The sequence below is a fragment of the Afifella sp. H1R genome (assembly GCF_021462425.1).
In the GTDB taxonomy this organism is placed as follows: Bacteria; Pseudomonadota; Alphaproteobacteria; order Rhizobiales; family Afifellaceae; genus Afifella; species Afifella aestuarii.
Window position 1 is genome coordinate 1,442,135 of record NZ_JAKEDY010000001.1, and the last position, 24,407, is coordinate 1,466,541.

Genomic DNA, 24,407 nt, shown 5'->3' on the forward strand with positions numbered 1-24,407 from the left:
GTTGTCTTCGGGATGCGAGGGAATTTCAGCCCACATAAGCGAGGCGGCGGCCGGGAGCAATGGCGTCGCAGTCAGCGCCTGCGCCCCATCTCTGCCACATCTTCTTCCTATCGACCCGCCAGAGACCTTGCTTCGAAGCCTTTCACCGCGCGCATAACCATGCTGCAACGCCAAAAAAAGCATGTTTCCGTGGCAACCGAGTGCTATGAGGCGCGTTAGGAACGCGGGCGCTCGGCCCGCGTCTTTTCCGACAATATGAGTTGAGTATGGACAGGCGGGCCTTCCTCGTTGCTTCTCTGGCAGCCGCGGCATCAAGTGCGAGCGGCAATGCATTCGCCCAGAGAGGCGCTTCATCAGACAACCCCGAAAATCCGGCACCCGATATCGCCGCACCTCCCCCAAGCAACAACGCATTTACCTGGGATGGTCTGAAATCGCAGGCGCGCGCGCTCGCCGAGCGCCCGTTCAAAGAGGCTGACGACGATCTGCCGGCCCAATATGCCGATCTCAACTATGCGCAGTTCCGCGAGATCGAATACCGGCGCGAAGCCCGCCTTTGGCGCGACGAAGGCCTCGCCTTCCAGCTGGACTTTCTCCATCGCGGGGCGCTGTTCAAAGAGCGGGTCAACATCTTCATCGTCGAGAACGGCGAGGCCCACCAGGTGGCCTACGACCCGGCGATGTACAATTTCCGCCAGGCGCCACAACCGCCCGAAGGTGTCGATATCGGCTTCTCCGGATTTCGCGTCCACAACCCGATCAACAGCCCGAATGTGTGGGACGAATTCCTCGTCTTCCAGGGCGCGACCTACTTCCGCGCCGTCGGCCAGGGCCAGTATTACGGGTTGTCCGCGCGCGGCCTCGCGCTCAAGACCGGCGATCCGGAAGGCGAGGAGTTTCCCCGTTTCACCACCTTCTGGATCGAGAAGCCTGAGGCTGGCGAAGAAGTTCTGAACATCTACGCGCTCCTCGACAGCGTCTCGACGACGGGGGCCTATCGCTTTGTCGTGCGTCCGGGCCGCGACACGGTGATCGAGGTCACGGGCGAGCTCTTTCCGCGCCAGCCTCTGCACCATATCGGCCTGGCGCCGCTCACCTCGATGTTCCTCTTCGGGCCGCTCAACCGCACGGGCTTCAACGATTACCGCCCGCAGGTCCACGACAGCGACGGTCTGCAGATGCTGACCGGCAACAACGAGTGGATCTGGCGGCCGCTCGCGAACTATCCGACGCTGCAATCCTCGTCCTTCATGGATCCCGCCCCGCGCGGCTTCGGCCTCGTCCAGCGCGCCCGCGATTTCCAGGATTTTCAGGATCTGGAAGCCCGTTACGAGCGCCGCCCGAGCGTCTGGATCGAGCCGATCGGCACCTGGGCCAACGGCCAGGTGGAGCTTCTGGAGATCCCGACCGACAAGGAAATCCACGACAACATCGTCACCTTCTGGCGACCATCCTACGATGTGAGCCCCGGCGCGCCCTATTCGTTCGCCTACCGCATGCGCTGGACCGACCGGCCGAAAGCTCCCGCCGGTTCGCTTTATGCCGCCGACAGCCGCGCCGGGCGGAACTTTCACGACACGAGCAACCTTTACGTCATCGATTTCATTCCCGAAGAGGGCACTCTTCCGGCCTTTGACGGCCTGTCGTTGGAGGTCTCCGCCAATCACGGCGCCATCAAGGGGCAGGTATTGCAGCCGAACCCGCTTGTTGGCGGTGTCAGAGCGACGTTCCTCTTTGAGCCGGAGGATCAGTTGACGGAATTCCGCGTGCGTCTCGTCGCCAATGGCGAGCCCGCCAGCGAAACCTGGCTCTACCGTTGGGTCCCCCAATGAGCGACCAGAAGCACGACCATCCTGACGAACGTGTCTTGAGGCCCTTCGGGCCGATGCCGCCGCAGCATCCGCTGGCGATGCCGCATCAAGACTTTTCGAAGGAGCCGGTCGATGCTCTGCCGCGCAGCAATCCGGCCGCGGCGCGTTATGCGCGGCTGATCGCGATCCTGACGGCGGGCGGCCTCATCTATTACGGCGTGCACGAGATGATCGCCGTCGTCTCGGCGGGCGGCATCACGATCCTGGAAGGGATCATGACGATCCTCTTCGCGATTACCTATTCCTGGATCGCGATGTCGACGAGCTTTGCTGTCGCCGGCCTTCTCGCCCCGCGCCCCCTGCCGACGCCGCCCGTTCCGAAGCATCCGCTGAAGAGCCGAACGGCGATCGTCATGCCGGTCTATAACGAAGATGCCGACATGGTCGCCGCCAGCCTTCAGGCGATGGCCGAGGACATCGCGCGCGCCGGTCAGGCGCACGCCTTCGAGATCGTCGTCTTGTCGGATTCCAATCGCGCCGAATCCCTGGTGCGTGAGACGCTGGCCATGCACCGCCTCACCGATGCGCTCGCCGGCACCCTGCCGGTCTGGTATCGCAGGCGGGCGATCAATTCGGCCAAGAAGGCCGGCAACATCGAGCAGTTCGTCGCCAATTGGGGCGGACGCTACGACTTCATGCTCGTCCTCGATGCCGACAGCCTGATGCGGGCGGACACCGTGCTGCGCATGGTGGCGCGCATGGAAGAGGATCCCAATCTCGCCCTCTTCCAGAGCGTGCCGCGGCTCTTCGACGGAAACTCGTTCTTCGCGCGGATGCAGCAGTTTGCCGGTGCGGTCTATGGCCCGGTCGTCGCCGGCGGAATGGCAGCCTGGCAGGGCTCCGACGGCAATTACTGGGGCCACAATGCGATCATCCGCACGCGCGCTTTCGCCAAGGCTTGCGGCCTCCCGCCCCTGCCGGGCGATCCGCCCTTCGGCGGCCATATCCTGAGCCACGATTTTGTCGAGGCGGCGCTTTTGCGCCGTGCCGGCTACAAGGTGGAGATGGCGACGGACCTCGTGGATTCGTGGGAGGAGAGCCCGCCGTCTCTGTTGGCGACGGCCGTGCGCGACCGGCGCTGGGCGCAGGGCAATCTGCAGCACTCCAAGGTGATCGGCGCCAAGGGCCTTGCCGGTCCCTCGCGTCTGCACTTCTTCATCGGTATCATGAGCTACCTCTCCTCGCCCTTGTGGCTGCTCCTGATCCTCGTCGGTCTGGTTCTCGCCGTGCAGGCGAAGCTCGTCACACCGGTCTATTTCGGCGACGACCATCAGCTCTTCCCGAACTGGCCGGTCTTCGATTCAGAGCGCATGTTGACGCTCTTCGTCTTCACGCTCGTGATTTTGTTCATTCCGAAGATCTTCGGCACGCTGCGCGTGATTTTCTCCAGGCGCCTGCGGCGCGCCCATGGCGGCGCTGTGGCCGTCACGCTCAGCATGCTCCTCGAAATCGTCGCCTCCACCCTTTACGCCCCGATCATGATGCTCCTGCAGAGCCGGCATGTCTGGGACATCCTGCGGCGCAAGGATTCCGGCTGGGCACCGCAAAGCCGCAAGGGCGGCAGCGCCGAGGCCTGGTCGGCACTCTGGGGGACACACCGCACCCACGTTCTCTTCGGCATTTTCCTCACCGCCGTCGCCATCTTCGTCTCGCCCGCCATCCTTGCCTGGCTGTCGCCGATCGTCATCGGTCTCGTCTTCTCGCCGCTTCTGTCGCGTTGGAGCGCCAGCGAGGAGATCGGCAACGCCCTGCGCGGCATGAAGCTTCTCCTCATTCCGGAAGAGGTCGAGCGGCCCGCGATCGCGTGCGTGCGCGATGAAATTCTCGCCGAACGGCCCGAGCTCGGCGATGATCCGCTGGCGGCAGTCGCGCAATCGTCCGATCTGCGTCAGGCCTATTTCGCATGGCTGACGCCCCCGGCCCCCAAGGACCGCGGTCAGGTCGACCGCTTCCTCCTGAGCGCCGCCAAGAAGATCTCGGATGCCACAAATCTGTCCGAAGCGCTTGCCTGGCTCGACCCGCAAGAGCGTCTCGCCGTCGCCGCGCATCCGTCAGAGATGGAGCGGCTGGCAAAGCTCGCAGCGGCAAGCCGCTCCCGCGAAGAAGCAGCAGCCTGACCCCACCCTGATACCGGACTATGCCATGAAGGCGCCTTCCGTGCCGGGCCACACCGGCCCTGCCGATCTCCGCAATTGCAGATCGCGCGCGCGGTCGTGATGGAGTTTCTGCACGCCAACCAGGCCGTCGTCGCTCTGGCGATCCTGGCGCTGATGTTCGTCTTCTTCATGTGGGAGCGCTTCTCTCCGGAAGTCGTCGCAACGCTCGGCGCCGCCGCGTTTCTCGCGCTCGGCATTCTCGACACGAACACGGTGTTGAGCGTTTTCGCCAATCCGGCTCCGATCACCATCGGCGCGATGTTCGTCTTGTCCGGTGCGCTCGTTCGCACTGGCGCGCTCGATGCCATGTCCCGCTTCATTCTGAGCCGGGCGACGCGGCGACCGGTTTACGCGATCGTCGGCGTTCTGGGCGCGACGATCGCCGCCTCCGCCTTTCTGAACAACACGCCGGTGGTGATGGTGCTCATCCCGGTCGTGATGGGCCTCGCCCGCTCGGTCGGATCGCTTCCCTCCAAGCTTCTCATCCCCCTGTCCTATGCCGCCATTCTCGGCGGCACATGCACGCTCATCGGCACCTCCACCAACATCCTGGTCGACGGTGTGGCACGCGATCTGGGGCTCGAGCCCTTCACCATCTTTTCGCTCGCGCCGGTCGGGCTCGTCGTCGCCGCCGTCGGCAGCCTCTATCTCTTCGTGACGCAACGGTTTCTGCCGGAACGTCCGACCTTCGGCGACGTCATGGGCGCGCAGGAGGGTGCGGCCTTCATCAGCGATTTCAGCATCCCAGAAGATTCCGCGCTGATCGGGCGGACGCTCGGCGACGTCGCAAGCCTCAACGAGCCTGGCGTGGCCTTGCTCGCGATCCGGCGCGGCGGCCGGGTCCTGCGTCGCAATTTGCAGAAGGAACCGTTGCAGGCGGGTGACCGCGTCGCCGTCAGCGCCTCCCTCAGCGAACTCCTCGGCATTCGCCAGACCTCCGGCATTCGCATGGGAACGAGCGAGCCGCCGCAGCCGGACGAAGAAGGCAAGCCGCCGGAACTCGTCGAAGCGCTGATTTCACCCGATTCCCAATATGCCGGCCTGCGCATTCCCGATCTCGCCTTGCGCAGCCGCTATGGCGTATCGGCTCTCGCCGTCAGCCGTCACCGCCACTGGCTCGGCCACAATCTCAATGCGGTCGCCCTTCAGCCGGGCGATGCCCTGCTTCTGGAAGGCAATACGAAGGGTCTCGCGGAGCTCGTCAGGGAAGGCGGCATCTTCAACATCGATCAGCCGGAGGCGCGCCCCTATCGGCGCACCAAGGCGCCGGTGGCCGGGCTCGTCCTTGCCGTCGTGGTCGCGGCCGCGGCCTTCGATCTGATGCCGATCGCCGGTCTCGCCATCCTCGGCGTCGCGGCGGTCCTCCTCAGCCGCTGCATCGACCCCGATGAAGCCTTCGGCGCCATCGACGGGCGCATCCTCATCCTCATTTTCGGCATGCTCGCGGTCGGCGAAGGCATCGACAGATCGGGTGCCATCAAACTGATCATCGACACCACGCTGCCCTATCTTCAGGTGCTTCCGCCGATCGTCCTGTTGGCGGCAGTCTATGCGCTGACCTCGGTCCTCACCGAGATGGTGACGAACAACGCCGTGGCGGTCGTCATCACCCCCATCGCTGTGGGGCTCGCGGCGCAGCTCGGGCTCGATCCTCGCCCGTTTGCGGTGGCCGTCATGTTCGGCGCGAGCGCGAGTTTCGCCACGCCGATCGGCTATCAGACGAACACGCTCGTCTATGTGGCGGGTGGCTATCGCTTCACGGATTTCGTCAAGATCGGCCTGCCGATGAACATCATCGTCGGCTTGGCGAGCATCTTCACCATTCCGCTGATCTGGCCGCTCGAAGGCTGATCAGCGGGCCTGAAAGCACGTGAAGGCTCGGGAGGGGGGCCTCAGGCGACCCCCGCCCTTAGAAGATCGAGCATATGCACGATGCCGATCGGGCGGCCCTCGTCGACGACGAAGAGCACGTTGATCTTCTTGCCTTCCATCTCGCGCATGGCGGTGGCGAGAAGCGCATCCGCCGCAACCGTCTTCGGCGTGCGCGTCATCACGTCATCGACCTTCTTGTCGACGAGCCGGTCGGCCATGTGGCGGCGGATATCACCGTCGGTGATGATCCCGACGAGCTTGCTCGCCTCATCGACGACACCGACCGTGCCAAACCCTTTTTCGGTGATGGTCAGGATCGCATCGCCCATGCCGGAGCCGAGGCGGCACAGGGGCAGGCTCGCCTCGCCATGCATGATCTCCGCGACCTGGCGCAATTGCGCCCCGATCTGCCCGCCCGGATGAAAGACCTTGAAATCCTGCGCTCCGAACGAGCGCGCCTCCAGGAGCGCCATGGCGATCGCATCGCCCACGGCAAGCTGAATGAGCGTCGACGTCGTCGGCGCGAGCCCGTGCGGACAGGCCTCCGTCACCTTCGGCAGGACGATCGGGATCGTGGCCGCCTTCGCAAGCGTCGAATGTCCGCCCGAGGTGAGCGCGATCAAAGGAACGGAGAAGCGTTCGGAATAGGCGAGAAGGCTCGCGAATTCTGAGGTCTCTCCCGACCAGGAGAGGCCCAGGATCGCATCTTCGCGCGTGATCATGCCGAGGTCGCCGTGGCTTGCCTCGGTCGGATGCACGAAATAGGCCGGCGTTCCGGTCGAGGCGAGCGTCGCCGCGATCTTGCGACCGATATGGCCGCTTTTGCCGATGCCGGCCACCATAACACGGCCTTTGAGAGACAAGATCAAACGCACGGCGCTTTCGATCTGGTCGCCGAGCGGCCCCTCGGAAATCTGGTTCTGCACCTCGCCGAGACCTGCGGCAGCGATCTCGATCGTCTTCTTGATCGAGGCATCGAGCGCGTCGTGGGAGGTGGCTGCGAGCTTCAACATAGGTACTCCGCCGATCCTTTTCGTCGCTCTATTGCGCGGCATTGAGCGGGTCAATGGCACGGGTGTGCAGAGCGGCCCTGCAGACCGCGGCAACCACCGCGCATCGAGGCTACCTCAACTGCCATGCGATAAGCATCCCGGTTGAAAGGTTTCGCGTGATCCACCCTGTTGCGGGCCATCCCTTTCGTCCCCGCCGCAACGTCCGGTACCGCTTGCGAGATCAGCCCGCACGAAAACCCGTCTCCGACGAAAATTGGATTGCGGAGGCCGCCCAAGGGCGTATGCAGGGCCCTTTCACCAGCCGCGTTCCATGACCACACCCGCCGACAAGCGCATTCCCGTCGATTTCGCCGAGCCGAGTTTCGCCGAATTGTTCACGCCGAAGCTCATCACCGTTCTGCGTGAAGGTTACGGGCTGACGGCGTTCAAGAGCGACCTCGTCGCCGGCCTCACGGTTGCGATCGTCGCCCTGCCGCTCTCGATGGCGATTGCGATCGCCTGCGGCGTCACCCCGGACCGCGGACTCTATACGGCGATCGTCGGCGGCTTCCTCATTTCGATACTCGGCGGCAGCCGCTTTCAGATCGGCGGCCCGGCCGGGGCCTTCATCGTTCTCGTCGCAACGACCGTGCAGCAGCACGGCATCGACGGGCTCCTCCTCGCCACGCTCATTTCCGGCATCTTTCTCGTCATCGCCGGTTTTCTGCGCCTTGGCACCTACATCAAATTCATTCCCTACCCGGTCACGGTCGGGTTCACGGCTGGCATCGGCATCATCATCTTCACGAGCCAGCTGAAGGATTTCCTGGGTCTCACCCTCTCCGGCCCGGAGCCCGGGCCGATCCTCGACAAGCTCGAAGTGCTCGCAGCCGCGGTACCGACGGCAAGCCCTGCAGCCCTCCTTCTCGCGGTCGTGACGGTGGCCATCATCGTTCTGGCGAAGCGCTGGCGGCCCGGCTGGCCCGGAATGCTCATGGCGGTGGTCATCGCATCGCTTCTGGCGCTCGCCATCGGCCTTCCCGTCGAGACGATCGGCAGCCGCTTCGGCGGCATTCCGCGGACGCTTCCGATGCCGGCCCTGCCGTCGCTGTCTATCGAGAAAATCCAGGCCGTGCTGCCGAGCGCGCTTGCCTTCGCGCTTCTCGGAGCGATCGAATCCCTTCTTTCCGCGGTCGTCGCCGATGGCATGACCGGGCGCCGCCACCGCTCCAATTGCGAGCTTGCCGCGCAGGGCACGGCCAATATCTTTGCAGCCCTCTTCGGCGGCGTGCCGGCGACCGGCACGATCGCCCGCACAGCCACCAATGTCCGCGCCGGCGCGCGCGGTCCGATCGCCGGCATGGCGCATTCGGTCTTTTTGCTTCTTTTCATGCTGCTGGCCGCCCCGCTCGCGGCCTATATTCCGCTGCCGGCCCTTGCCGGTGTGCTCGTCGTCGTCGCTTGGAACATGATCGAGAAGCACGCTTTCGCGGCCTTGATCAGATCCTCCCGGGGCGACGCCCTCGTTCTGCTGGCGACGTTTCTTCTCACCGTCTTCCGCGATCTCACCGAAGGCATCGTGGTCGGCTTCGCGCTCGGCGCCATGCTGTTCATCAACCGCATGGCCAAGACGATCACGGTGGAATATCAGACGCCGCTCATCGATCCGGATGTGGCGGACAGCTCTCGCGAACGCGTTCCCTACGATCCGAGCCTCGTCACCGATCCCGACATCGTCGTCTACCGCATCTCGGGCGCCTTCTTCTTCGGCGCGGCATCGACCGTCGGCGCCGTCCTCGACCGCATCGCCGATCAGCGCAAAGCGCTCATCCTCGATTTTTCGGCCGTGCCCGTGCTCGATTCAACGGCCGCCAACACCATTGCCGGCGCAGCACGCAAAGCGCATCAGGCGGGTGTCGAACTCTTCATCACGGGCACCTCTCCGGCAATCCGGCGCACACTTTTCACCCACGGCGTTCGACCGCCGCAGACACGCTTCGGTCGCACACCGGAAAGCGCCGTTCGCCACCTGCAAGCACGAAGCGCCGACAGCACCAAAGATGCCGGCGAGACAGCGGGAAGCGATCCCCGGTCATAGAGCGGCACAGCCGGCTTCATACTTCGTTTACCTTGAAGCGCACGAGTTTTGATCACTCCAGCCTCAGGCAACGTTCCCGCAAGAACACGTTGCCTGCAAAACTCCATCCTTCCGGATCGTGCCCTTCATGCCCGCCCTTTCACGATCAGACGACTATGCCGAGCGCAGCGACCGCGAAGACGCCGAACTGGCTTTGAGCGTCCTCGACAACATTCCCTGCGCGCTCGCGGTCTTCGACCGTGGCGGTCGACTGACGATGACCAATCACGCCTTCGACAGAAGCTTTCCGCACAATTGTGAAAGGATCCGCCTCGAAGCCTCTGCTCTCCTGGCGTCGGGCGAAAGCCGCTCCTTCGAGGCCGACGACGGCCGCACTTTTGTTTTGGAGCGCAAGCCGCTCCCCGATGGCTGGCTCGTCATCGCTCAGGATACGTCGGAACGCATGGCCGAGATCGCCAAGGCGGCCAAAGTCGCTCGGACCGACCCGATCACGGGCCTCGGAAACGGTCTTGCCATGCGCGAAGCTCTCACGGCCGAGCTGTCATCGAGCGCGGCAGCATCGGGTGAGCAGAACTTTGGCACCGCCGCCGTCATCGCCATCGACCTGGAACGCTTCAAGGCGATCAACGAATCCCTGGGCCAGTCTTTCGGCGATGCGCTTCTCAGCCTGTTGGCGGAGCGCCTCCAATCGGCGCTCGGCGAGGATGACCTTGCCGCCCGGCTCGGAGGTGACGAGTTCGTGGTGCTGCAGCGAAAGGTGGTGCAACCGGCCTCGGCCCACAGACTGGCCAAGCGTCTGGTCGATCTCCTCGGTCGCTCCTATCTCATCAACGGACATCTGATCGACATCGACGTCAGCATCGGCATCGCGCTTCTGCCGACCGACGGCAGCTCCGCCGACGACGTTCTGAAAAACGCCCATCTTGCCCTGCGCCGCAGTCGCACCACGGGAAGCCGGAGCTATTGCTTCTTCGAGCCGGAGATGGATCGGCAGATGAAAGCCCGCCGCGAGCTGGAGACCGACCTGCGCCGCGCGCTCGGCCTGCGTCAGTTCTCGCTCGTTTATCAGCCGCAGCGCGATCTCGCGTCCGGCCGCACCAGCGGTTTCGAGGCTCTCTTGCGCTGGAACCACCCGACGCGTGGCCCCGTATCGCCATCGGAATTCATCCCGATCGCCGAGGAATTGCGGCTGATCGTCCCCATCGGGGAATGGGTCCTGCGCACAGCCTGCCACGAAGCCGCCGGCTGGCAGGAGCCGCTCACCGTCGCCGTCAATGTCTCGGCCATCCAGATCGGCATGCCCAATTTTGCCGATACCCTCAAACAAGCCCTTCATTCCTCGGGGCTTCCCGCCAGCCGCCTGGAGCTGGAAATCACCGAAAGCGCCCTCATCGCCGACCATCCGGCGGCTTTGGAAACCCTGCATCTCGCCCGCAAGATGGGCGTGCGCGTCTCCATGGATGATTTCGGCACGGGGTATTCGTCCCTGTCCTATTTGCGCAGTTTTCCGTTCGACAAGATCAAGATCGACCAGTCTTTCGTCCGCGCCGACCCACACGACTCGAACTGCACCGCAATCGTCAGCGCAATTGCAGCGCTCGGGCGAAGCCTCGGCATGATGACTCTTGCAGAAGGTGTGGAATCGCAGGAACAATGGCGGCGGATCATGGCCTCCGGTTGCACGGCGGCGCAGGGTTTCCTCGTCAGCTATCCGCTGCCTCCCGAGAGCATCGGAGATTTCCTGGCGGAGGAAGCAAAGCGAAACTGCACCATGCGGGCCGATCGACCTGAAGGAAGCGCCGGTTGAGCTGAATGCGAATGACCCCAGACACTCGGGACCTTTATCGTCTCGTCTATTACAGCCGCAATCGCATTGAAGGCCCCGACGATGTCGTGAGCCGAGAAATCGCGGCGATTCTGGAGATCTCGCAACTCAACAACACCGCAGACGAGATCACGGGAGCCCTGATCTTCAACTCCGGAATTTTTGCGCAGGTGCTGGAAGGGCGAAGAGACGTCCTGGAACAGGGGTTCGAACGCATCCAGCGCGATCCCCGCCATAGCGACGTGCACGTGCTCTTCTTCTTTCCCGTGCCCGAACGCGCCTTTCCGAACTGGTCGATGGCTTTTATCGGCCGGTCTCGCAGAGGTCAGAACCTCTTTGCACATCTCGGGGACAAGACCGGCTTTGAGGAAGCGCGTATGCAGGGCGAGCGGCTCTTCTCCATCATGCGCGAAATCGCGATCGACGAGGAACTGATCGAGGCCTGACGCCGCCAGACGTCTCGAAAAGACAAGCGAACCCGCCTTCCATGCATGTCACCGACCATCGCCTGAGAGATCGCCTCGGCCTCAAATGGCCGATCATTCAGGCGCCGATGGCCGGCGTCTCCACGCCCGCGATGGCGGCGGCCGTCTCGAATGCTGGAGGCCTCGGCTCGCTCGGCATCGGCGCGACCGACACGGATACGGCACGCACGATGATCGCCGAAACCCGCGCCGCCACCCGCGCACCCTTCAACGTCAACGTCTTCTGCCACCGGCCTGCACGAGCCGATCCGGCGCGCGAAAGCGCCTGGCTCGACCGTCTGCGACCGGAATTCAGCCGCTTCGGCGCCGAACCGCCGCAGGCGCTGCGCGAGGTCTATCGGAGCTTTGCCGCAAATCCCGACCTTCTCGCCATGCTCGTGGAGGAGCGCCCCGCGGTCGTCAGTTTTCATTTCGGCCTGCCCCCGGCGGAATTCATCGCCGCGCTGAAAGGCGCCGGCATCGTGCTCTTCGCCTCCGCCACCTCTCTGTCGGAGGCGCAATCCGCCGTGGACGCCGGCATCGACGTGATCGTGGCCCAGGGCTACGAGGCGGGCGGCCATCGCGGTATCTTCGATGCCGACGGCGCAGACGAATGCCTGCCGACCTCCGTCCTCACGCGCCAGCTTGCCGACACGTTCGGCGTGCCCATCGTGGCTTCGGGCGGCATCATGGACGGGGCGGGCATCCGCGCGGTCCTGGAGCTGGGCGCCGCGGCGGCTCAGCTCGGCACCGCCTTCATCGCCTGCCCGGAATCATCCGCCGACGCGGCCTATCGCGCAGCGCTTCTGAGCGACAAGGCTCATCACACGATCATGACACGTGCCATTTCGGGCCGCCCCGCGCGCTCCATGGCGAACGGCTTCACGACGCTTGGCGAGAGCGTCGCGCCCGGCGATATCCCAGATTATCCGATCGCCTACGACGCCGGAAAGGCGCTCAATGCCGCCGCCAAGAAGGCCGGAGAGACGGGCTTCGGCCCACATTGGGCCGGCCAGGGCGCGCCGCTTGCCCGCGCTCTCCCGGTCTCCGACTTGATGGCCGACCTCGTCCGCGACCTGGACGGCTGAGCGCGAGAGCCTCGCCAAGGCGCCTCGCAGGCGCGATCGACGTCACGGATACGCGCGGGTCTTGAAATAGCCCGCAATGCTCCACTCTACTCAAAGACTTGTCACCCCGCCGATTCCCTTTCGCGTCCTCTCCTCAAGGCGCGGCCAAGGCCGAACCCATCATGCCGCAGCGCCCCCGCCCGTTCCGATTTCCCCGCCTGGCAGGGTGGCCGCCCTCGGCGCAATGGCTGACGCTCCTCGCCATCTCCCTTCTCCTTGCGGTCGGCCTGGAGAGCCTCGATCTTGCCGCCGGTGTTTTGATGGGGGCGATGGCCGGCGCCATTCTCCTGGCCGCCGCCGGGGCCGATCTCGCCGTGCCGCGCACGGCCTTCTATCTCGCGCAAGGCGCCATCGGATGCCTGATCGCCACGAGCATCACGCCCCCGCTTCTGCGCGAGATGCTCTTCAACTGGCCGGTCTTTCTGGTGACGCTCGTTGCCGTGGTTGGTGCGAGCGTCGCGCTCGGTGCGGCGCTGACATGGTTCCGGATCCTTCCCGGCACCACGGCGATCTGGGGCGCGTTTCCTGGAGCCGCCACGGCCATGGTGCTGATGGCCGATGCCTATGGCGCCGATTCCCGCCTCGTCGCCTTCATGCAATATCTGCGGGTCGTCTGCGTCGTGGTCGTGGCGTCTCTGGTGGCGGAAATCTGGGTGCCGCAGGCGGCTGAAGCTGCGCTTGCCGGAAAAGTCTGGTTCCCGGCAATCCACTGGCTGGCTTTTGGCGAAACCCTCGCCCTGGCTGTCGTCAGCGCGGGCCTCGCGCTCGCCTTCAACATTCCGGCGGGAGGCCTCATCCTGTCGATGCTCTTCGGCGTCCTCCTGCAGGATTTCGGCCTGTTGGAAATCGAGCTGCCGCCCTGGCTTCTTGCCATCAGCTATTTTCTCGTCGGCTGGGGGATCGGCCTGCGCTTTACGCGGCCTCTTCTGCTCTACGCGCTGCGCGCCCTTCCCTGGCTGATCGCAGCCATCGTGGCACTCATCACGCTGTGCGGCCTCTTCGCTCTTGTGCTGTCCTTGGCAACCGGCATCGATCCCCTGACGGCCTATCTCGCCACCAGCCCGGGCGGCGCCGATTCCGTCGCCATCATCGCGGCCTCGACCGACGTCGACATGCCCTTCGTCATGGCCATGCAGATCGCCCGCTTCATCGCGGTCTTGCTGGTCGGTCCAAGTCTCGCGCGGCTGATCGCCGAGCGCATCGACAAAAGAGGAAAGACGGCACCGCCTGTGGCCTAAAAAGGAAGGCCGCGGAGATTGCTCTCCGCGGCCAAAGGGCTCTTCGGGGGGCGTGAAGAGCCTTATCGGGCTGAAATCTTCGGCCTGCTCCATCGATCGATCAGGCATTCGGGTCTTAGCCTGGCTCGCCTTCCTGAAGCTTGCACATTTTAACTGTTCTTATGAACCCAGATCGCCATAATGTCCAATGCTTAATCCAAGAACGCCGATTAGATTTCCCTATCGATGATCACCCTTCGCCAACTGCGCTATCTGCAAGCACTTTCAGAGACGGAACACTTCGGCCGGGCCGCCGGACGCGTCGGCGTCACGCAGCCGGCGCTGTCGGCGCAGATCCGCGAGCTCGAAGAACAGCTCGGCCTCGACCTCGTCGAAAGACTGTCCTCCGGCGCGCGTCTGACGGGCTTCGGGAAGGAGGTCGTGGAGCGTGCCGCTTCGGTCCTCGCAGAGGTGCGCGCCATCGAGGGCCTGTCTGAGCGCTATCGCGGTCCGCTCTCGGGTGAGATGCGCCTCGGGATCATCCCGTCCGTCGGTCCTTATCTTCTGCCGCGCCTTCTCCCCTTCATGAAAGAGAACCTGCCGGAGCTGAAACTCCGCCTGCGCGAGACGATCACCGAAACCTTGATGCGCGAGCTTCTCGACGACCGGCTCGACTGCATCATCATCAGCCTTCCGACCGGCGAGCCGCGGCTCGAAGCAGCGCCCCTCTTCAACGATCCCTTCTATCTCGCCGTCGCCGCCGACAGCCCTCTCGGGAGAAAGCAGGCCGCCGATATGGCCGCGCTCGAAGATGTGGAGATGATCCTGCTCGAGGAAGGCCATTGCCTGCGCGATCAGATCCTCTCCTTCTGCCGCATTCCGCCGGACACGGAGCAGCTCAGCGTCACCAATCTCGCGACCATCATCGAACTTGTCGAAACGGGCGGCGGCGTGTCGCTGTTGCCGGCCCTCTTCACCTCCTCGAACGGGCTCGAGAGCCGCCGCGTGCGCCTGCTTCCCTTCGCCGAGCCGGCACCGAAGCGCCAGATCGGATTGGCCTGGCGCGCAAGCCATCCGGGCGCGGCACAGTTTCGCGAGCTTGCCGCACAGATCGCCGGATGGCATGCGGGCTTGAGCGCAAGCGCCGCTTCGGCCACCGGTTGAGCGGAACGCGCGGCAAGGCTATAGAGCCGCTTCCTTTCTCCTTTTTCGAACCCCGCAAGGACATGCACCGATGGCGCTAGAACGCACCTTTTCGATCATCAAACCCGATGCCACCGCCCGCAATCTCACCGGCGCGATCAACGCCATGATCGAGGCCGCCGGCCTCAGGATCGTCGCTCAGAAGCGCGTGAAGATGACCCGCGAGCAGGCCGAGACCTTCTACGCCGTGCACAAAGAGCGCCCGTTCTTCGGCGAGCTCGTCGATTTCATGATTTCGGGCCCGGTCGTCGTCCAGGTTCTCGAAGGCGAAGGCGCGATCGCCAAATACCGTGAGGTCATGGGCGCCACCAATCCGGAGAACGCCGCCGAAGGCACCATCCGCAAGGCGCATGCGAAATCCGTCGGCGAGAACTCGGTGCACGGCTCCGACGCGCCGGAGACGGCCGCCGTCGAGATCGCCCAGTTCTTCGCCGGCAACGAGATCGTCGGCTGACGCCAGACCGCTCTCCAGAACGGCAAAGGGCGAGGCCGCGGCCTCGCCCTTTTTTGTTTGCGGCCGGAGCGCGCGAGGGCGCTTCCCCTCTTCTCCCCGTCGGGGAGAAGGTGGCGCCGAAGGCGCCGGATGAGGGGGGTCTGTCCATCAGGCGTACGGGTCTTGGGCTCTCTCACCCCTCACCCACCGCTTCGCGGCGACCTCTCCCCAGCGGGGAGAGGAATGGAGCCTGCCGACAGGATCACCCATCAGATACGGTCGCCCTGCCCGCTGAGAGAGGCTCGGCACCCCCCGCGAACAGGCATAGCAACCTCGGAAATCGGCCTCAGCCGGTCGCCTAAGCGCCCTTCGCCAGCGCCTGCTCCAGATCGGCGATGATGTCCTCGACATCCTCGATGCCGACGGAGATCCGCACCGTATCGGAGCCCGCACCCGCCGCGCGAAGCTGCTCTTCGGCGAGCTGGCTGTGGGTGGTCGAGGCCGGATGGATGATGAGCGAGCGCGTGTCGCCGATATTGGCGAGATGCGAGAAGAGCTTCACGCTTTCGACGAGCTTCACGCCCGCATCGTAGCCGCCTTCGAGGCCGAAGGTGAGGACGGCGCCCGCCCCTTTCGGCGCGTACGTCTTCTGCAGATTGTGATAGCGGTCGCCCGGCAGGCCGGCATAGGAGACCCAGGACACCTCCGGCCGACCCGACAGCCATTCCGCCACCTTGAGCGCGTTGTCGCAATGGCGCTGCATCCGGAGCGGCAGCGTCTCGATGCCGGTCAAAATCAGGAAGGCGTTGAAGGGCGACAGCGCCGGTCCGAGATCGCGGAGGCCGAGCACGCGGCAGGCGATGGCGAAGGCGAAATTGCCGAACGTCTCGTGCAGCACGAGGCCGTGATATTCCGGCCGCGGTTCCGACAGCATCGGATAGCGGCCTTCGCGCGACCAGTTGAACGACCCGGCATCGATGATCACGCCGCCCATGGAATTGCCGTGGCCGCCCATGAACTTCGTCAGCGAATGCACGACGATGTCGGCGCCATGCTCGATCGGCCGGCAGAGATACGGGCTCGCCAGCGTGTTGTCGACGACGAGCGGCACGCCGGCCCGCTTGGCGATCGCCGAGATCGCCGCGATGTCGGTGACGACGCCGCCCGGATTGGCGATCGATTCGATGAAGATCGCCTTGGTGCGCGGCGTGATCGCCTCTTCAAAACTCTGCAGATTGTCGGTGTCGGCCCATTTCACCTTCCAGCCGAAATTCTGGAAGGAGAAGCCGAACTGGTTGATGGAGCCGCCATAGAGCTTCTTGGCCGCGACGATCTCGTCGCCCGGCTGCATCAGCGTGTGCATGACGAGCATCTGCGCGGCATGGCCGGAGGCGACGGCAAGCGCGGCCGTGCCGCCCTCGAGCGCGGCGACGCGCTCCTCCAGCACCGCCGTCGTCGGATTCGTGATGCGGGTGTAGATGTTACCGAAAGCCTTCAACCCGAAGAGGTTGGCGGCCTGCTCGGCGTCATCGAAGACATAGGAGGTCGTCTGGTAGATCGGCGTCGTACGCGCATGCGTGGTGGGATCCGGCTGCGCTCCGGCGTGAATGGAGAGTGTGTGAAAGCCGGGCGTGCGGTCTTCGGACATGATCTTCCCCGTTTCGTTCTCGTTGATTGCGGTCGGCCGATTTAGCGGCAAGCGAGGCGCGGAGCAAAGGACGGATTTTCTGTGAGAGGCTGCCGCGAAGAGGAAATGTTGCTAAGTCTGCCGAAATTGGGGGCTTGGGAGCAAAAGATGACCGTCACGATCCGCCGTGCCGAGGAAACCGACACCGAGACGCTTCTCCCGCTCTTCATCGAAATGCAGCACCATTACGAGGGGGCAGCCGCCATCGACGCCGAGACGGCACGGCCACGCCTTCGTGCCGCGCTGAAGCCCCTGCCCGGCCGCGCCATCCTCGGCGCCTTCGAAGACGAAGCGCTCGGCCTTGCCTGCCTCTACGAGCTCTTTCCCGGCCCGGACATGCACCCGGCCTGGCTGTTGAAGGAACTCTACGTCGCGGCGTCAGCGCGCGGACGGCGTATCGGTGAGGCCTTGCTGCGCGAAGCCGCCCGCGTCGCTCTGGCGGAAGGCGGGGCCCGGCTCGACCTGACGACAGCGGGTGAGAACGAGGCGGCACAACGCTTCTATGCGCGTGTCGGCATGACGCCGATCGCAAAGGTCTATTATCGCTCGGAAGGCGCGGCCCTTCTCGACCTTGCCGAAGACCGCGGCTGATCGCGCCGCATAGAGAGGAAGCTCAGCCGAGGAGGCGCGGCCACTCGATCTTCGGGCACCGATCCATCACGACCTTGATGCCGGCAGCTTCCGCGCGCGCGGCCGCCGCGTCGTCGCGCACCCCGAGCTGCATCCAGATCACCTTCGGCAGCGGCTGAAGTTTCAGGATTTCGTCGACGACACCACCAACGGCCTCCGAGCGGCGGAAGACATCGACCATGTCGATCGCGACCGGCATCTCGGTGAGCGAGGGCAGAAACGCCCGCCCTTCGATCGTCTCGTCCGGCTCGCCGGGATTGATCGGATAGACCTCATAGCCCTGACGGATCAGGAATTGACTGACGCCGTAACTCGGCCGCACCGCCTTCGGCGAAGCGCCGACGACGGCGATCGTCTTCGTATCCGTGAGGATGGAGCGGATGAAATCGTCGGAATAGGAAAGCTGGCTCATGCGCCTTCATCTGTTCCGTCCGGACGCCACGGCAAGCCCGACCTCGCCCCCAATGTGACTTTGCCTGTGGGACATGGCGCGCCGCGTCGCGATTCGATCGCGCCTTCCGCCAGGATCGCCGCTGGCGCGTCCCCGCTGTCGTGACCTACTCTGCTTCTGAAAAGAGAGAGCCGAAGGGGAGGAAGAATGACGTTTGCGCCGGTGATGAATGAAGCGGAGGTGGAAGCCTTCCTGGAAAAGGAATTCCCGCAGATCCACCTGCATGGCCGCGCCTTCACGGTCGTCAAAGTCGCGCCGGGGGAAGCGGTCATGCGTCTCGACGCATCGGAAGCTCACCTCCGACCGGGCGGCACAGTGTCCGGTCCGACGCTTTTTTCGCTCGCAGATCTCGCCGCCTATGCCGCGATTCTCGCGCATATCGGTCCGGTCGCGCTCGCCGTCACCACCAACCTCTCGATCAATTTCCTGCGCATGCCGTCGCCCGGCGCACTCCTTGGCACTTGCCGGATTCTCAAGCTCGGCAAACGACTTGCCGTCACCGAGATCGCCATCGCCCCACCCGATGACGAGGCTCTTGTCGCACACGCCACCGCCACCTATTCGATTCCGCCCGACCGCGCTTGAGGTATAATAATACCACCTCCGCAAGCTTCTGATTTTTGGGCTTTTTCTCCAGCAGCGCTTGACAATGACAGGCCTCTCCGCCTATCTGCCGCGCGATCGGGCGCCAGCCATCGGCTCACCGGCCGGCTGAGGTCGCCCTTACCTCATTGCTGAGGTTCCCCGAAAGAGGACGAAGATGAAAACCTATTCCGCAAAAGCGGCGGACATCGAGAAGAAGTGGATCGTCATTGACGGCGACGGCCTGGTCGTCGGTCGTCTGGCGACCCTCGTCGCGATGCATCTCCGCGGCAAGCACAAGCCGAGCTACACGCCGCATATGGATGACGGCGACAATGTCGTGGTGATCAACGCCGACAAGGTCGTTTTCACCGGCAAGAAGCTCGACCAGAAGAAGTACTATTGGCACACGGGTTATCCGGGCGGCATCAAGGAGCGCACCGCGCGCAAGCTGATCGAAGGCCGTTTCCCGGAGCGCGTCGTGGAGAAGGCCGTGGAGCGCATGCTTCCGAGCGGCCCGCTCGGACGCCAGCAGCTGAAGAATCTGAGGGTCTATGCAGGGCCGGAGCATCCCCATGCCGCCCAGCAGCCGGAGACGCTCGACGTCGCCGCCCTCTCCAAGAAGAATGTGAGGGTTTTCTAAATGGCTGAAACGCTTCAAGACCTCTCGGAGCTCAGCGGCACCGAGGCTGCGGCCCAGCCGGAGGCTCCCGTCCATGTCCAGAAGCTGGACGAGTACGGCCGCGCCTATGCCACGGGCAAGCGCAAGGACGCCGTCGCCCGCGTCTGGGTGAAACCGGGTTCCGGCCGCATCACCGTCAACGACAAGGACTACACGGATTACTTCGGTCGTCCGGTGCTGCAGATGATCATCGAGCAGCCGATCCTCGTCGCCGACCGCAACGGCCAGTACGACATCATGGCGACCGTCTCCGGCGGCGGCCTGTCGGGCCAGGCGGGCGCGCTGCGTCACGGCATCTCCAAGGCGCTCACGCATTATGAGCCGGAGCTGCGCGGCATCCTGAAGAAGGTCGGCTTCCTCACGCGCGATTCCCGCGTGGTCGAGCGCAAGAAGTACGGCCGTGCCAAGGCGCGTCGTTCGTTCCAGTTCTCCAAGCGCTAATCGGCATTTCTCTTTTGGGTTCTCAAAGGGCGGGTCTTCGGACCCGCCCTTTTTGTTGTGAAGACTTCCCCTTCGCCTGCTATTCATCCACAACGAAGGCTCAAGGCGGAGGAAGGAAGTGTCTGATCTCCCGCTCTGGCCGCCGATTGCGGCCGTCATTTTTGGGTTTGTTGGCCTGTTCGTTTTCTGGGTCTGGGGCCGCCGGCTCGACCGGCGCGAGGCAGAGCTGCGCCATCGCCACGGCCCCGCCGAATAGTCGGACGGACATCCCGCGTTGGACCGAAACAAAGCTTCCGTTTCCGGTTTCCTCTCTCTTGGCGGCGCCGCCGCTGGTTTCCGGCGCCCACACCTGCTAGAGGCGAGCCATGTCTGAAAAGCCTGCAATCGACCACGCCTTCCGCGCCAAAGAGCTCAAAGGCGGCGCTGCCGACCCGACTTATGCCGGCGCCCTCTCCTTCATGCGGCGGAAGTATTCCCGCGACCTCACAGGCGTCGATGTCGCCATCCTCGGCATTCCGCTCGACGTCACGGTGACGAACCGCCCGGGCGCCCGTTTCGGCCCGCAGGCGATCCGCCGCGCCTCGGCGATCTTCGACGGCGATCCGCAATATCCGTGGGGCATCGACATTTTCGAAAATCTCGCCGTCGTCGATTACGGCGATGTCGATCTGCCGCTGCATCATCCGGAGAAACTCACGGCCGCGATCGAGGCGGAGATCGGGACGATCCTGTCGGCCGGCGTGCATCTCTTCACCCTCGGTGGCGATCATTATTCCACCTGGCCGCTCCTGAAGGCGCATGCCAAACGCCACGGGCCGCTCGCCCTCATCCAGTTCGACGCCCACCAGGACACCTGGGACGACGACGGCTCGAAGCTCTCGCATGGCTCGTTCGTGCTGCGCGCCGTGCGCGAAGGCATCATCGACCCCGAACGATCGATCCAGATAGGCATCCGCACGCACGCGCCGGAGACCTGCGGCATCGAGATCATCTCCGCCTATGACTGGCAGCGCATGCATGCCGACGAGACGGCGGATCGCATCGCCGAGCGCGTCGGCGACCAGCCGGCTTATCTCACCTTCGACATCGACTGCCTCGACCCGGCCTTTGCGCCTGGCACCGGCACCCCGGCCTCGGGTGGACCGAGCTCCGCGCAGGCGCTGATGACGCTTGCGGGCCTCAGAGACGTGAATTTCGTCGGTGGCGACGTCGTAGAGGTCTCACCGCCCTACGACCACGCCGACATCACGGCGATCGCCGCCTCCACGGTGGCCCAGCATTATCTCGGCCTGCTGGCATTGAAGCGTGCCGGGCGCTGAGCGCCCGGGCCCTCAAAACCGGATCGACAGACAGGACAGCCCGCCATCGAGAAGCTGCGCCTGGCTCACCTTCGTGGTGCGAACATTGTAGCCCCAGCGATTGAGCAGCTCCTCGGTGCGCGGGTAACCGGCGGCGAGAAGCACGATGTCGTTGACGCGGATGGCGTTGGCCGCCGCCTCCTCGCCTTCCGGCAGCGTCAGAACACGAAAATCTGAAAACGTCGCCTTGAGCGGCTCCACCGCCAGGATCGTCTCTTCGTCGAGAAGTGCGCAGCCGGTCTTCAGGTGCAAGAGCCCCTCCGGCATGTCGACGCCGACGAGCTCATAGCCCCAGCCGGCCACGATCGCGCCCATCGCATCGAGCCCTTCTTTGTCGGTGCGCTTCGACAGGCCCGCAAAGATCTTGGGCCCGGTGACGAGGATGTCGCCGCCGTCCACATGCCCGTTTTCAAGCGGCGTCACCGGCACGAACTTCTGAAGCGCCTCGCGCACCGTTTCCGGCTCGCCGGCACGGCTCGGCGCCGCCATCCGGAAGAGAATGGCGCCTTCCGGCAGCACCATCGCGGGATCCTCGATGAAGACGGAATCCGGCCAGTCGGCAAGCGCCGGCAGGAGATGCGTCTCAAGTCCCGCATTCTCGAGGATGGCCCGATAGGCGGCATGCTCGAGATGGAAAAGTTCAAGGCTCGGGTCGCCGCGGTCGACCGCACGCAGACCGCAGACGACGCTTGCCGCCGGCTCGCGCAGAAGCGCGCGAGAGAAACGGTAAGCAGGGAAAGGATCGTGTGACATGCAAGGGCGGTAGCCGCGGCTCATGCGCATTGCAAGCGCCAAGAGCGCGCGTGACGCGAACCGCTTGCCTTTCGCCCGGCGGAGCCTCTATGCCCTCGCCATGCTGCAGCTTTCAAACATCACGCTCCGCATCGCCGGGCGCACCCTCATCGACAAGGCGAGCCTCAACCTTCCCGCGGGCTCGAAGGTGGGCTTCGTCGGCAAGAACGGCGCCGGCAAGACCACGCTGTTTCGCGCCATCGCGGGCGACATCGCGCCCGATGAGGGCGAGATCATCCTGCCCAAGCGCGCCCGCATCGGCCGCGTGCTGCAGGAAGCCCCAGGCGGCCCGGAGACACTGATCGAAACCGTGCTTGCCGCCGACGAAGAGCGCAGCCGGCTTCTGGCCGAGACGGAGACGGCCAAGGAAGGCGCCCGCATCGGCGAGATCCACACCCGCCTAGCCGAAATCGGCGCCCATGAGGCGGAAGCGCGTGCCGCCCGCATTCTGAAAGGCCTCGGCTTCGACGAAGAGGCGCAGAACCGTCCCTGCTCGGAATTCTCCGGCGGCTGGCGCATGCGCGTCGCCCTCGCCGCCGTTCTCTTCACCGAGCCCGACCTTCTCCTCCTCGACGAGCCGACGAACTATCTCGATCTCGAAGGTTCGTTGTGGCTGGAGCGCTACATCGCCCGCTACCGGCATTCGGCGATCCTGATTTCCCACGACCGCGATCTCCTGAACAACGCCGTGCGCATGATCGTGCATCTGTCTGAGCACAAGCTCACCACCTATTCCGGCGGCTACGACAGTTTTGAGCGCCAGCGCGCCGAGCGTCAGGCCCTGCAGGCGAAGCTCAAGGACAAGCAGGAAGCGCAGCGCAAGCACATGGAGGCTTTCGTCGACCGCTTCCGCGCCAAGGCGTCGAAAGCGCGTCAGGCGCAGTCGCGGCTGAAGGCGCTCGCCAAGCTGCAGCCGGTCTCCACGATCGCCGACGAGACGGTCCTGCCCTTCCGGTTCCCGGATCCGGAAAAGCGCGCCGCCCCGCCGATCCTGCAGCTCGAAGGCGTTTCGGTCGGCTACGAGCCCGGCCACCCGATCCTGACGAACCTCAATCTCAGGATCGACGACGATGACCGCATCGCGCTCCTGGGTGCCAACGGCAACGGCAAATCGACCTTCGCCAAGCTGATTTCAGGCCAGCTCGAGGCCGAGGCCGGAACCTTCAAGCGCTCCAACAAGCTCAAGATCGGCTTTTTCGCGCAACACCAGCTCGACGAGCTCATTCCGGGCCAGTCGGCCGTGGAGCACATCCGCGCGCGCCTCCCCGACCTTTCGGAGCCGCAGCTTCGCGCCCGCGTCGCGCAGATGGGGCTCGCCACGCAGAAGATGGACACCAAGGCGAAGGACCTCTCCGGCGGTGAAAAGGCGCGTCTGTTGATGGGCCTCGCCACGCTCGGCCGGCCGCATCTCCTCATCCTCGACGAGCCGACCAACCATCTCGACGTCGACAGCCGCGAGGCGCTCATCCATGCCCTCAACGATTATTCGGGCGCCGTCATCCTGATCAGCCATGACCGCCATTTGATCGAGGCCTCCGTCGACAGGCTCTGGCTGACCTCGAAAGGCACCGTCGCACCCTATGACGGCGACATCGAAGACTATCGCCGCGAAGTGCTCGAAGGCCCGGCGAAAAAGCCGGTAGCGGAAAAGGTCGTCGCAGCACCGGCAGCCGGCCGGCAGAAGCAGGCAGACAAGCGCCGTGCTTCGGCACCCCTGCGCCAAAAACTCAAGGAATGCGAGCGGCTGATCGACGTCTTCACGAGCGAGATCGAAGCCCTGGACGAGGAACTCGCGTCACCCGCTCTGCATCGCGCCATGCCCGAAAAGGCCGCTGCACTCGCCAAGAAGCGCGGCGAGAAAGCGGCCATGCTGGAACGGCTGGAAGAGCGCTGGATCGAGCTTGGGGCCATGCTGGAGGAACTCGGCCGCGAACCTGACGCGGCCTGAGCCACCATTGCCCACGCCAAATCCAGATCTTCGTCGCAGCGTGTTCGACGAAGGCAAGACACCTGGCGCGCCTCGGCAGGGACAGCGTTCGCGGCGGCGATAGCGGAAGACGTTGGGGTCGGGCGTGTTCAGCCCGATTCCGCCCCGCAAAACGAATACGATGATTCACGCCCTGTGCGGCAGCCAGCGTGCGCCGTTTCGCGGCTCGAAACATCCCCATCATCCCGACATCCTCAGGGGCGACGGAGCTGTAATCGATGCTCCACCACGCGAGCTCGGCCACCCTCACGCACCGCCAAGCCCTTGCAAAATCAACATATCATGCGCTCGGCATAAAATACGCCAAAATATTCCATATATAATCCCTGTAATAATTCTAATTTACTTGCAGGACTCACGTAAAACTCCATTTTGCACTTGCGAACATACAAAATTTTCTAATTTCATAATTGACAATTCCAAATTACGCCCCTTACCCTGCAATGAAACGGCAAATGTATCCAGGAACAACCGTGACTGGACTATGCGTTTTGCGTAGTTCTCCGCGGATACAATAAATCTGGGCGGAATTGCCCTAG

Annotated in this window: 21 protein-coding genes; 17 read left to right on the plus strand and 4 right to left on the minus strand. The window is 64.3% G+C overall.

The window, feature by feature from the left end; translation table 11 throughout:
- The first annotated feature begins 266 nt into the window (after nt 1-266).
- From L0F51_RS06890 to L0F51_RS06900, 3 genes are all read left to right on the plus strand, one after another.
- Nucleotides 267-1,832, plus strand: coding sequence for a glucan biosynthesis protein (locus L0F51_RS06890; RefSeq protein WP_234628492.1), 1,566 nt, complete (start codon nt 267-269; stop codon nt 1,830-1,832).
- Nucleotides 1,829-3,988 (plus strand): glucans biosynthesis glucosyltransferase MdoH, encoded by a 2,160-nt coding sequence (gene mdoH, locus L0F51_RS06895; protein ID WP_234628493.1) that lies wholly within the window; start codon nt 1,829-1,831, stop codon nt 3,986-3,988. Before L0F51_RS06890 ends, mdoH begins: the two co-directional genes overlap by 4 nt.
- A gap of 99 nt (nt 3,989-4,087) precedes the next feature.
- A complete protein-coding gene (locus L0F51_RS06900) occupies nt 4,088-5,878 on the plus strand; it encodes an SLC13 family permease (RefSeq protein ID WP_234628494.1) in 1,791 nt (596 codons plus the stop codon).
- 41 nt (nt 5,879-5,919) lie between these two features.
- Here the strand turns inward: L0F51_RS06900 and L0F51_RS06905 are convergent, their stop codons facing one another.
- Entirely contained in the window at nt 5,920-6,912 is a 993-nt protein-coding gene (locus tag L0F51_RS06905; RefSeq protein ID WP_234628495.1) for an SIS domain-containing protein, read from the minus strand.
- 310 nt (nt 6,913-7,222) lie between these two features.
- Here L0F51_RS06905 and L0F51_RS06910 point away from each other — a divergent pair, with 310 nt between their 5' ends.
- The 7 genes from L0F51_RS06910 to ndk all read left to right on the plus strand — a co-directional run bounded on the left by L0F51_RS06910 (nt 7,223) and on the right by ndk (nt 15,279).
- The gene (locus L0F51_RS06910) at nt 7,223-8,989 is read left to right on the plus strand and encodes a SulP family inorganic anion transporter (protein ID WP_234628496.1); all 1,767 of its coding nucleotides are present in this window, start codon (nt 7,223-7,225) and stop codon (nt 8,987-8,989) included.
- Nucleotides 8,990-9,116: 127 nt separating this feature from the next.
- Nucleotides 9,117-10,796: a bifunctional diguanylate cyclase/phosphodiesterase gene (locus tag L0F51_RS06915; protein ID WP_234628497.1), complete on the plus strand. Its 1,680-nt coding sequence runs from the start codon at nt 9,117-9,119 to the stop codon at nt 10,794-10,796.
- An 11-nt stretch (nt 10,797-10,807) separates the two neighbouring features.
- A complete protein-coding gene (locus L0F51_RS06920; protein ID WP_234628498.1) occupies nt 10,808-11,260 on the plus strand; it encodes a BLUF domain-containing protein in 453 nt (150 codons plus the stop codon).
- 41 nt (nt 11,261-11,301) lie between these two features.
- The gene (locus tag L0F51_RS06925; RefSeq protein WP_234628499.1) at nt 11,302-12,366 is read left to right on the plus strand and encodes a nitronate monooxygenase family protein; all 1,065 of its coding nucleotides are present in this window, start codon (nt 11,302-11,304) and stop codon (nt 12,364-12,366) included.
- Nucleotides 12,367-12,527: 161 nt separating this feature from the next.
- Nucleotides 12,528-13,643, plus strand: coding sequence for an AbrB family transcriptional regulator (locus L0F51_RS06930; protein WP_234628500.1), 1,116 nt, complete (start codon nt 12,528-12,530; stop codon nt 13,641-13,643).
- 225 nt (nt 13,644-13,868) lie between these two features.
- Nucleotides 13,869-14,786, plus strand: a complete 918-nt coding sequence (locus L0F51_RS06935) for a hydrogen peroxide-inducible genes activator (RefSeq protein WP_234628501.1) — start codon at nt 13,869-13,871, stop codon at nt 14,784-14,786.
- A 70-nt stretch (nt 14,787-14,856) separates the two neighbouring features.
- Nucleotides 14,857-15,279 (plus strand): nucleoside-diphosphate kinase, encoded by a 423-nt coding sequence (gene ndk, locus L0F51_RS06940; protein WP_128291487.1) that lies wholly within the window; start codon nt 14,857-14,859, stop codon nt 15,277-15,279.
- A gap of 337 nt (nt 15,280-15,616) precedes the next feature.
- On the opposite strand, the gene L0F51_RS06945 is transcribed toward ndk, so the two are convergent.
- Nucleotides 15,617-16,906 carry an O-acetylhomoserine aminocarboxypropyltransferase gene (locus L0F51_RS06945; RefSeq protein WP_234628502.1) on the minus strand — a complete coding sequence of 430 codons (1,290 nt, stop codon included), beginning with the start codon at nt 16,904-16,906 and terminating at the stop codon, nt 15,617-15,619.
- A 147-nt stretch (nt 16,907-17,053) separates the two neighbouring features.
- On the opposite strand from L0F51_RS06945, the gene L0F51_RS06950 reads away from it, so the two are divergent.
- On the plus strand, nt 17,054-17,536 hold the full coding sequence (locus L0F51_RS06950) for a GNAT family N-acetyltransferase (RefSeq protein ID WP_234628503.1): 483 nt from the start codon (nt 17,054-17,056) through the stop codon (nt 17,534-17,536).
- Between the two features lie 22 nt (nt 17,537-17,558).
- Here the strand turns inward: L0F51_RS06950 and L0F51_RS06955 are convergent, their stop codons facing one another.
- The gene (locus L0F51_RS06955) at nt 17,559-17,987 is read right to left on the minus strand and encodes a CoA-binding protein (protein ID WP_234628504.1); all 429 of its coding nucleotides are present in this window, start codon (nt 17,985-17,987) and stop codon (nt 17,559-17,561) included.
- 186 nt (nt 17,988-18,173) lie between these two features.
- On the opposite strand from L0F51_RS06955, the gene L0F51_RS06960 reads away from it, so the two are divergent.
- From L0F51_RS06960 to speB, 5 genes are all read left to right on the plus strand, one after another.
- The gene (locus L0F51_RS06960) at nt 18,174-18,611 is read left to right on the plus strand and encodes a PaaI family thioesterase (RefSeq protein WP_234628505.1); all 438 of its coding nucleotides are present in this window, start codon (nt 18,174-18,176) and stop codon (nt 18,609-18,611) included.
- Nucleotides 18,612-18,786: 175 nt separating this feature from the next.
- Nucleotides 18,787-19,251, plus strand: coding sequence for a 50S ribosomal protein L13 (rplM, locus tag L0F51_RS06965; protein WP_234628506.1), 465 nt, complete (start codon nt 18,787-18,789; stop codon nt 19,249-19,251).
- On the plus strand, nt 19,252-19,731 hold the full coding sequence (gene rpsI, locus L0F51_RS06970; RefSeq protein ID WP_234628507.1) for a 30S ribosomal protein S9: 480 nt from the start codon (nt 19,252-19,254) through the stop codon (nt 19,729-19,731).
- Nucleotides 19,732-19,849: 118 nt separating this feature from the next.
- On the plus strand, nt 19,850-19,987 hold the full coding sequence (locus L0F51_RS06975) for a hypothetical protein (RefSeq protein ID WP_234628508.1): 138 nt from the start codon (nt 19,850-19,852) through the stop codon (nt 19,985-19,987).
- A 109-nt stretch (nt 19,988-20,096) separates the two neighbouring features.
- Nucleotides 20,097-21,050, plus strand: coding sequence for an agmatinase (gene speB, locus L0F51_RS06980; protein WP_234628509.1), 954 nt, complete (start codon nt 20,097-20,099; stop codon nt 21,048-21,050).
- Between the two features lie 12 nt (nt 21,051-21,062).
- On the opposite strand, the gene L0F51_RS06985 is transcribed toward speB, so the two are convergent.
- Nucleotides 21,063-21,842, minus strand: a complete 780-nt coding sequence (locus tag L0F51_RS06985) for a dimethylarginine dimethylaminohydrolase family protein (RefSeq protein ID WP_234628510.1) — start codon at nt 21,840-21,842, stop codon at nt 21,063-21,065.
- 100 nt (nt 21,843-21,942) lie between these two features.
- Here L0F51_RS06985 and L0F51_RS06990 point away from each other — a divergent pair, with 100 nt between their 5' ends.
- Nucleotides 21,943-23,829, plus strand: coding sequence for an ABC-F family ATP-binding cassette domain-containing protein (locus L0F51_RS06990; protein WP_234629364.1), 1,887 nt, complete (start codon nt 21,943-21,945; stop codon nt 23,827-23,829).
- Nucleotides 23,830-24,407 lie beyond the last annotated feature (578 nt).

What these genes read in the sequence shown, in the direction of transcription:
- mdoH (WP_234628493.1), top strand. Translation starts at nt 1,829, where the DNA reads ATGAGCGACCAGAAGCACGACCATCCTGACGAACGTGTCTTGAGGCCC.
- L0F51_RS06930 (WP_234628500.1), top strand. Translation starts at nt 12,528, where the DNA reads ATGCCGCAGCGCCCCCGCCCGTTCCGATTTCCCCGCCTGGCAGGGTGG.
- L0F51_RS06890 (WP_234628492.1), top strand. Translation starts at nt 267, where the DNA reads ATGGACAGGCGGGCCTTCCTCGTTGCTTCTCTGGCAGCCGCGGCATCA.
- L0F51_RS06985 (WP_234628510.1), bottom strand. Translation starts at nt 21,842, where the DNA reads ATGTCACACGATCCTTTCCCTGCTTACCGTTTCTCTCGCGCGCTTCTG.
- L0F51_RS06915 (WP_234628497.1), top strand. Translation starts at nt 9,117, where the DNA reads ATGCCCGCCCTTTCACGATCAGACGACTATGCCGAGCGCAGCGACCGC.
- L0F51_RS06960 (WP_234628505.1), top strand. Translation starts at nt 18,174, where the DNA reads ATGACGTTTGCGCCGGTGATGAATGAAGCGGAGGTGGAAGCCTTCCTG.
- rpsI (WP_234628507.1), top strand. Translation starts at nt 19,252, where the DNA reads ATGGCTGAAACGCTTCAAGACCTCTCGGAGCTCAGCGGCACCGAGGCT.
- L0F51_RS06950 (WP_234628503.1), top strand. Translation starts at nt 17,054, where the DNA reads ATGACCGTCACGATCCGCCGTGCCGAGGAAACCGACACCGAGACGCTT.
- L0F51_RS06955 (WP_234628504.1), bottom strand. Translation starts at nt 17,987, where the DNA reads ATGAGCCAGCTTTCCTATTCCGACGATTTCATCCGCTCCATCCTCACG.
- speB (WP_234628509.1), top strand. Translation starts at nt 20,097, where the DNA reads ATGTCTGAAAAGCCTGCAATCGACCACGCCTTCCGCGCCAAAGAGCTC.
- L0F51_RS06900 (WP_234628494.1), top strand. Translation starts at nt 4,088, where the DNA reads ATGGAGTTTCTGCACGCCAACCAGGCCGTCGTCGCTCTGGCGATCCTG.
- L0F51_RS06920 (WP_234628498.1), top strand. Translation starts at nt 10,808, where the DNA reads ATGACCCCAGACACTCGGGACCTTTATCGTCTCGTCTATTACAGCCGC.
- L0F51_RS06990 (WP_234629364.1), top strand. Translation starts at nt 21,943, where the DNA reads ATGCTGCAGCTTTCAAACATCACGCTCCGCATCGCCGGGCGCACCCTC.
- L0F51_RS06910 (WP_234628496.1), top strand. Translation starts at nt 7,223, where the DNA reads ATGACCACACCCGCCGACAAGCGCATTCCCGTCGATTTCGCCGAGCCG.
- L0F51_RS06935 (WP_234628501.1), top strand. Translation starts at nt 13,869, where the DNA reads ATGATCACCCTTCGCCAACTGCGCTATCTGCAAGCACTTTCAGAGACG.
- L0F51_RS06945 (WP_234628502.1), bottom strand. Translation starts at nt 16,906, where the DNA reads ATGTCCGAAGACCGCACGCCCGGCTTTCACACACTCTCCATTCACGCC.
- L0F51_RS06925 (WP_234628499.1), top strand. Translation starts at nt 11,302, where the DNA reads ATGCATGTCACCGACCATCGCCTGAGAGATCGCCTCGGCCTCAAATGG.
- rplM (WP_234628506.1), top strand. Translation starts at nt 18,787, where the DNA reads ATGAAAACCTATTCCGCAAAAGCGGCGGACATCGAGAAGAAGTGGATC.
- L0F51_RS06905 (WP_234628495.1), bottom strand. Translation starts at nt 6,912, where the DNA reads ATGTTGAAGCTCGCAGCCACCTCCCACGACGCGCTCGATGCCTCGATC.
- ndk (WP_128291487.1), top strand. Translation starts at nt 14,857, where the DNA reads ATGGCGCTAGAACGCACCTTTTCGATCATCAAACCCGATGCCACCGCC.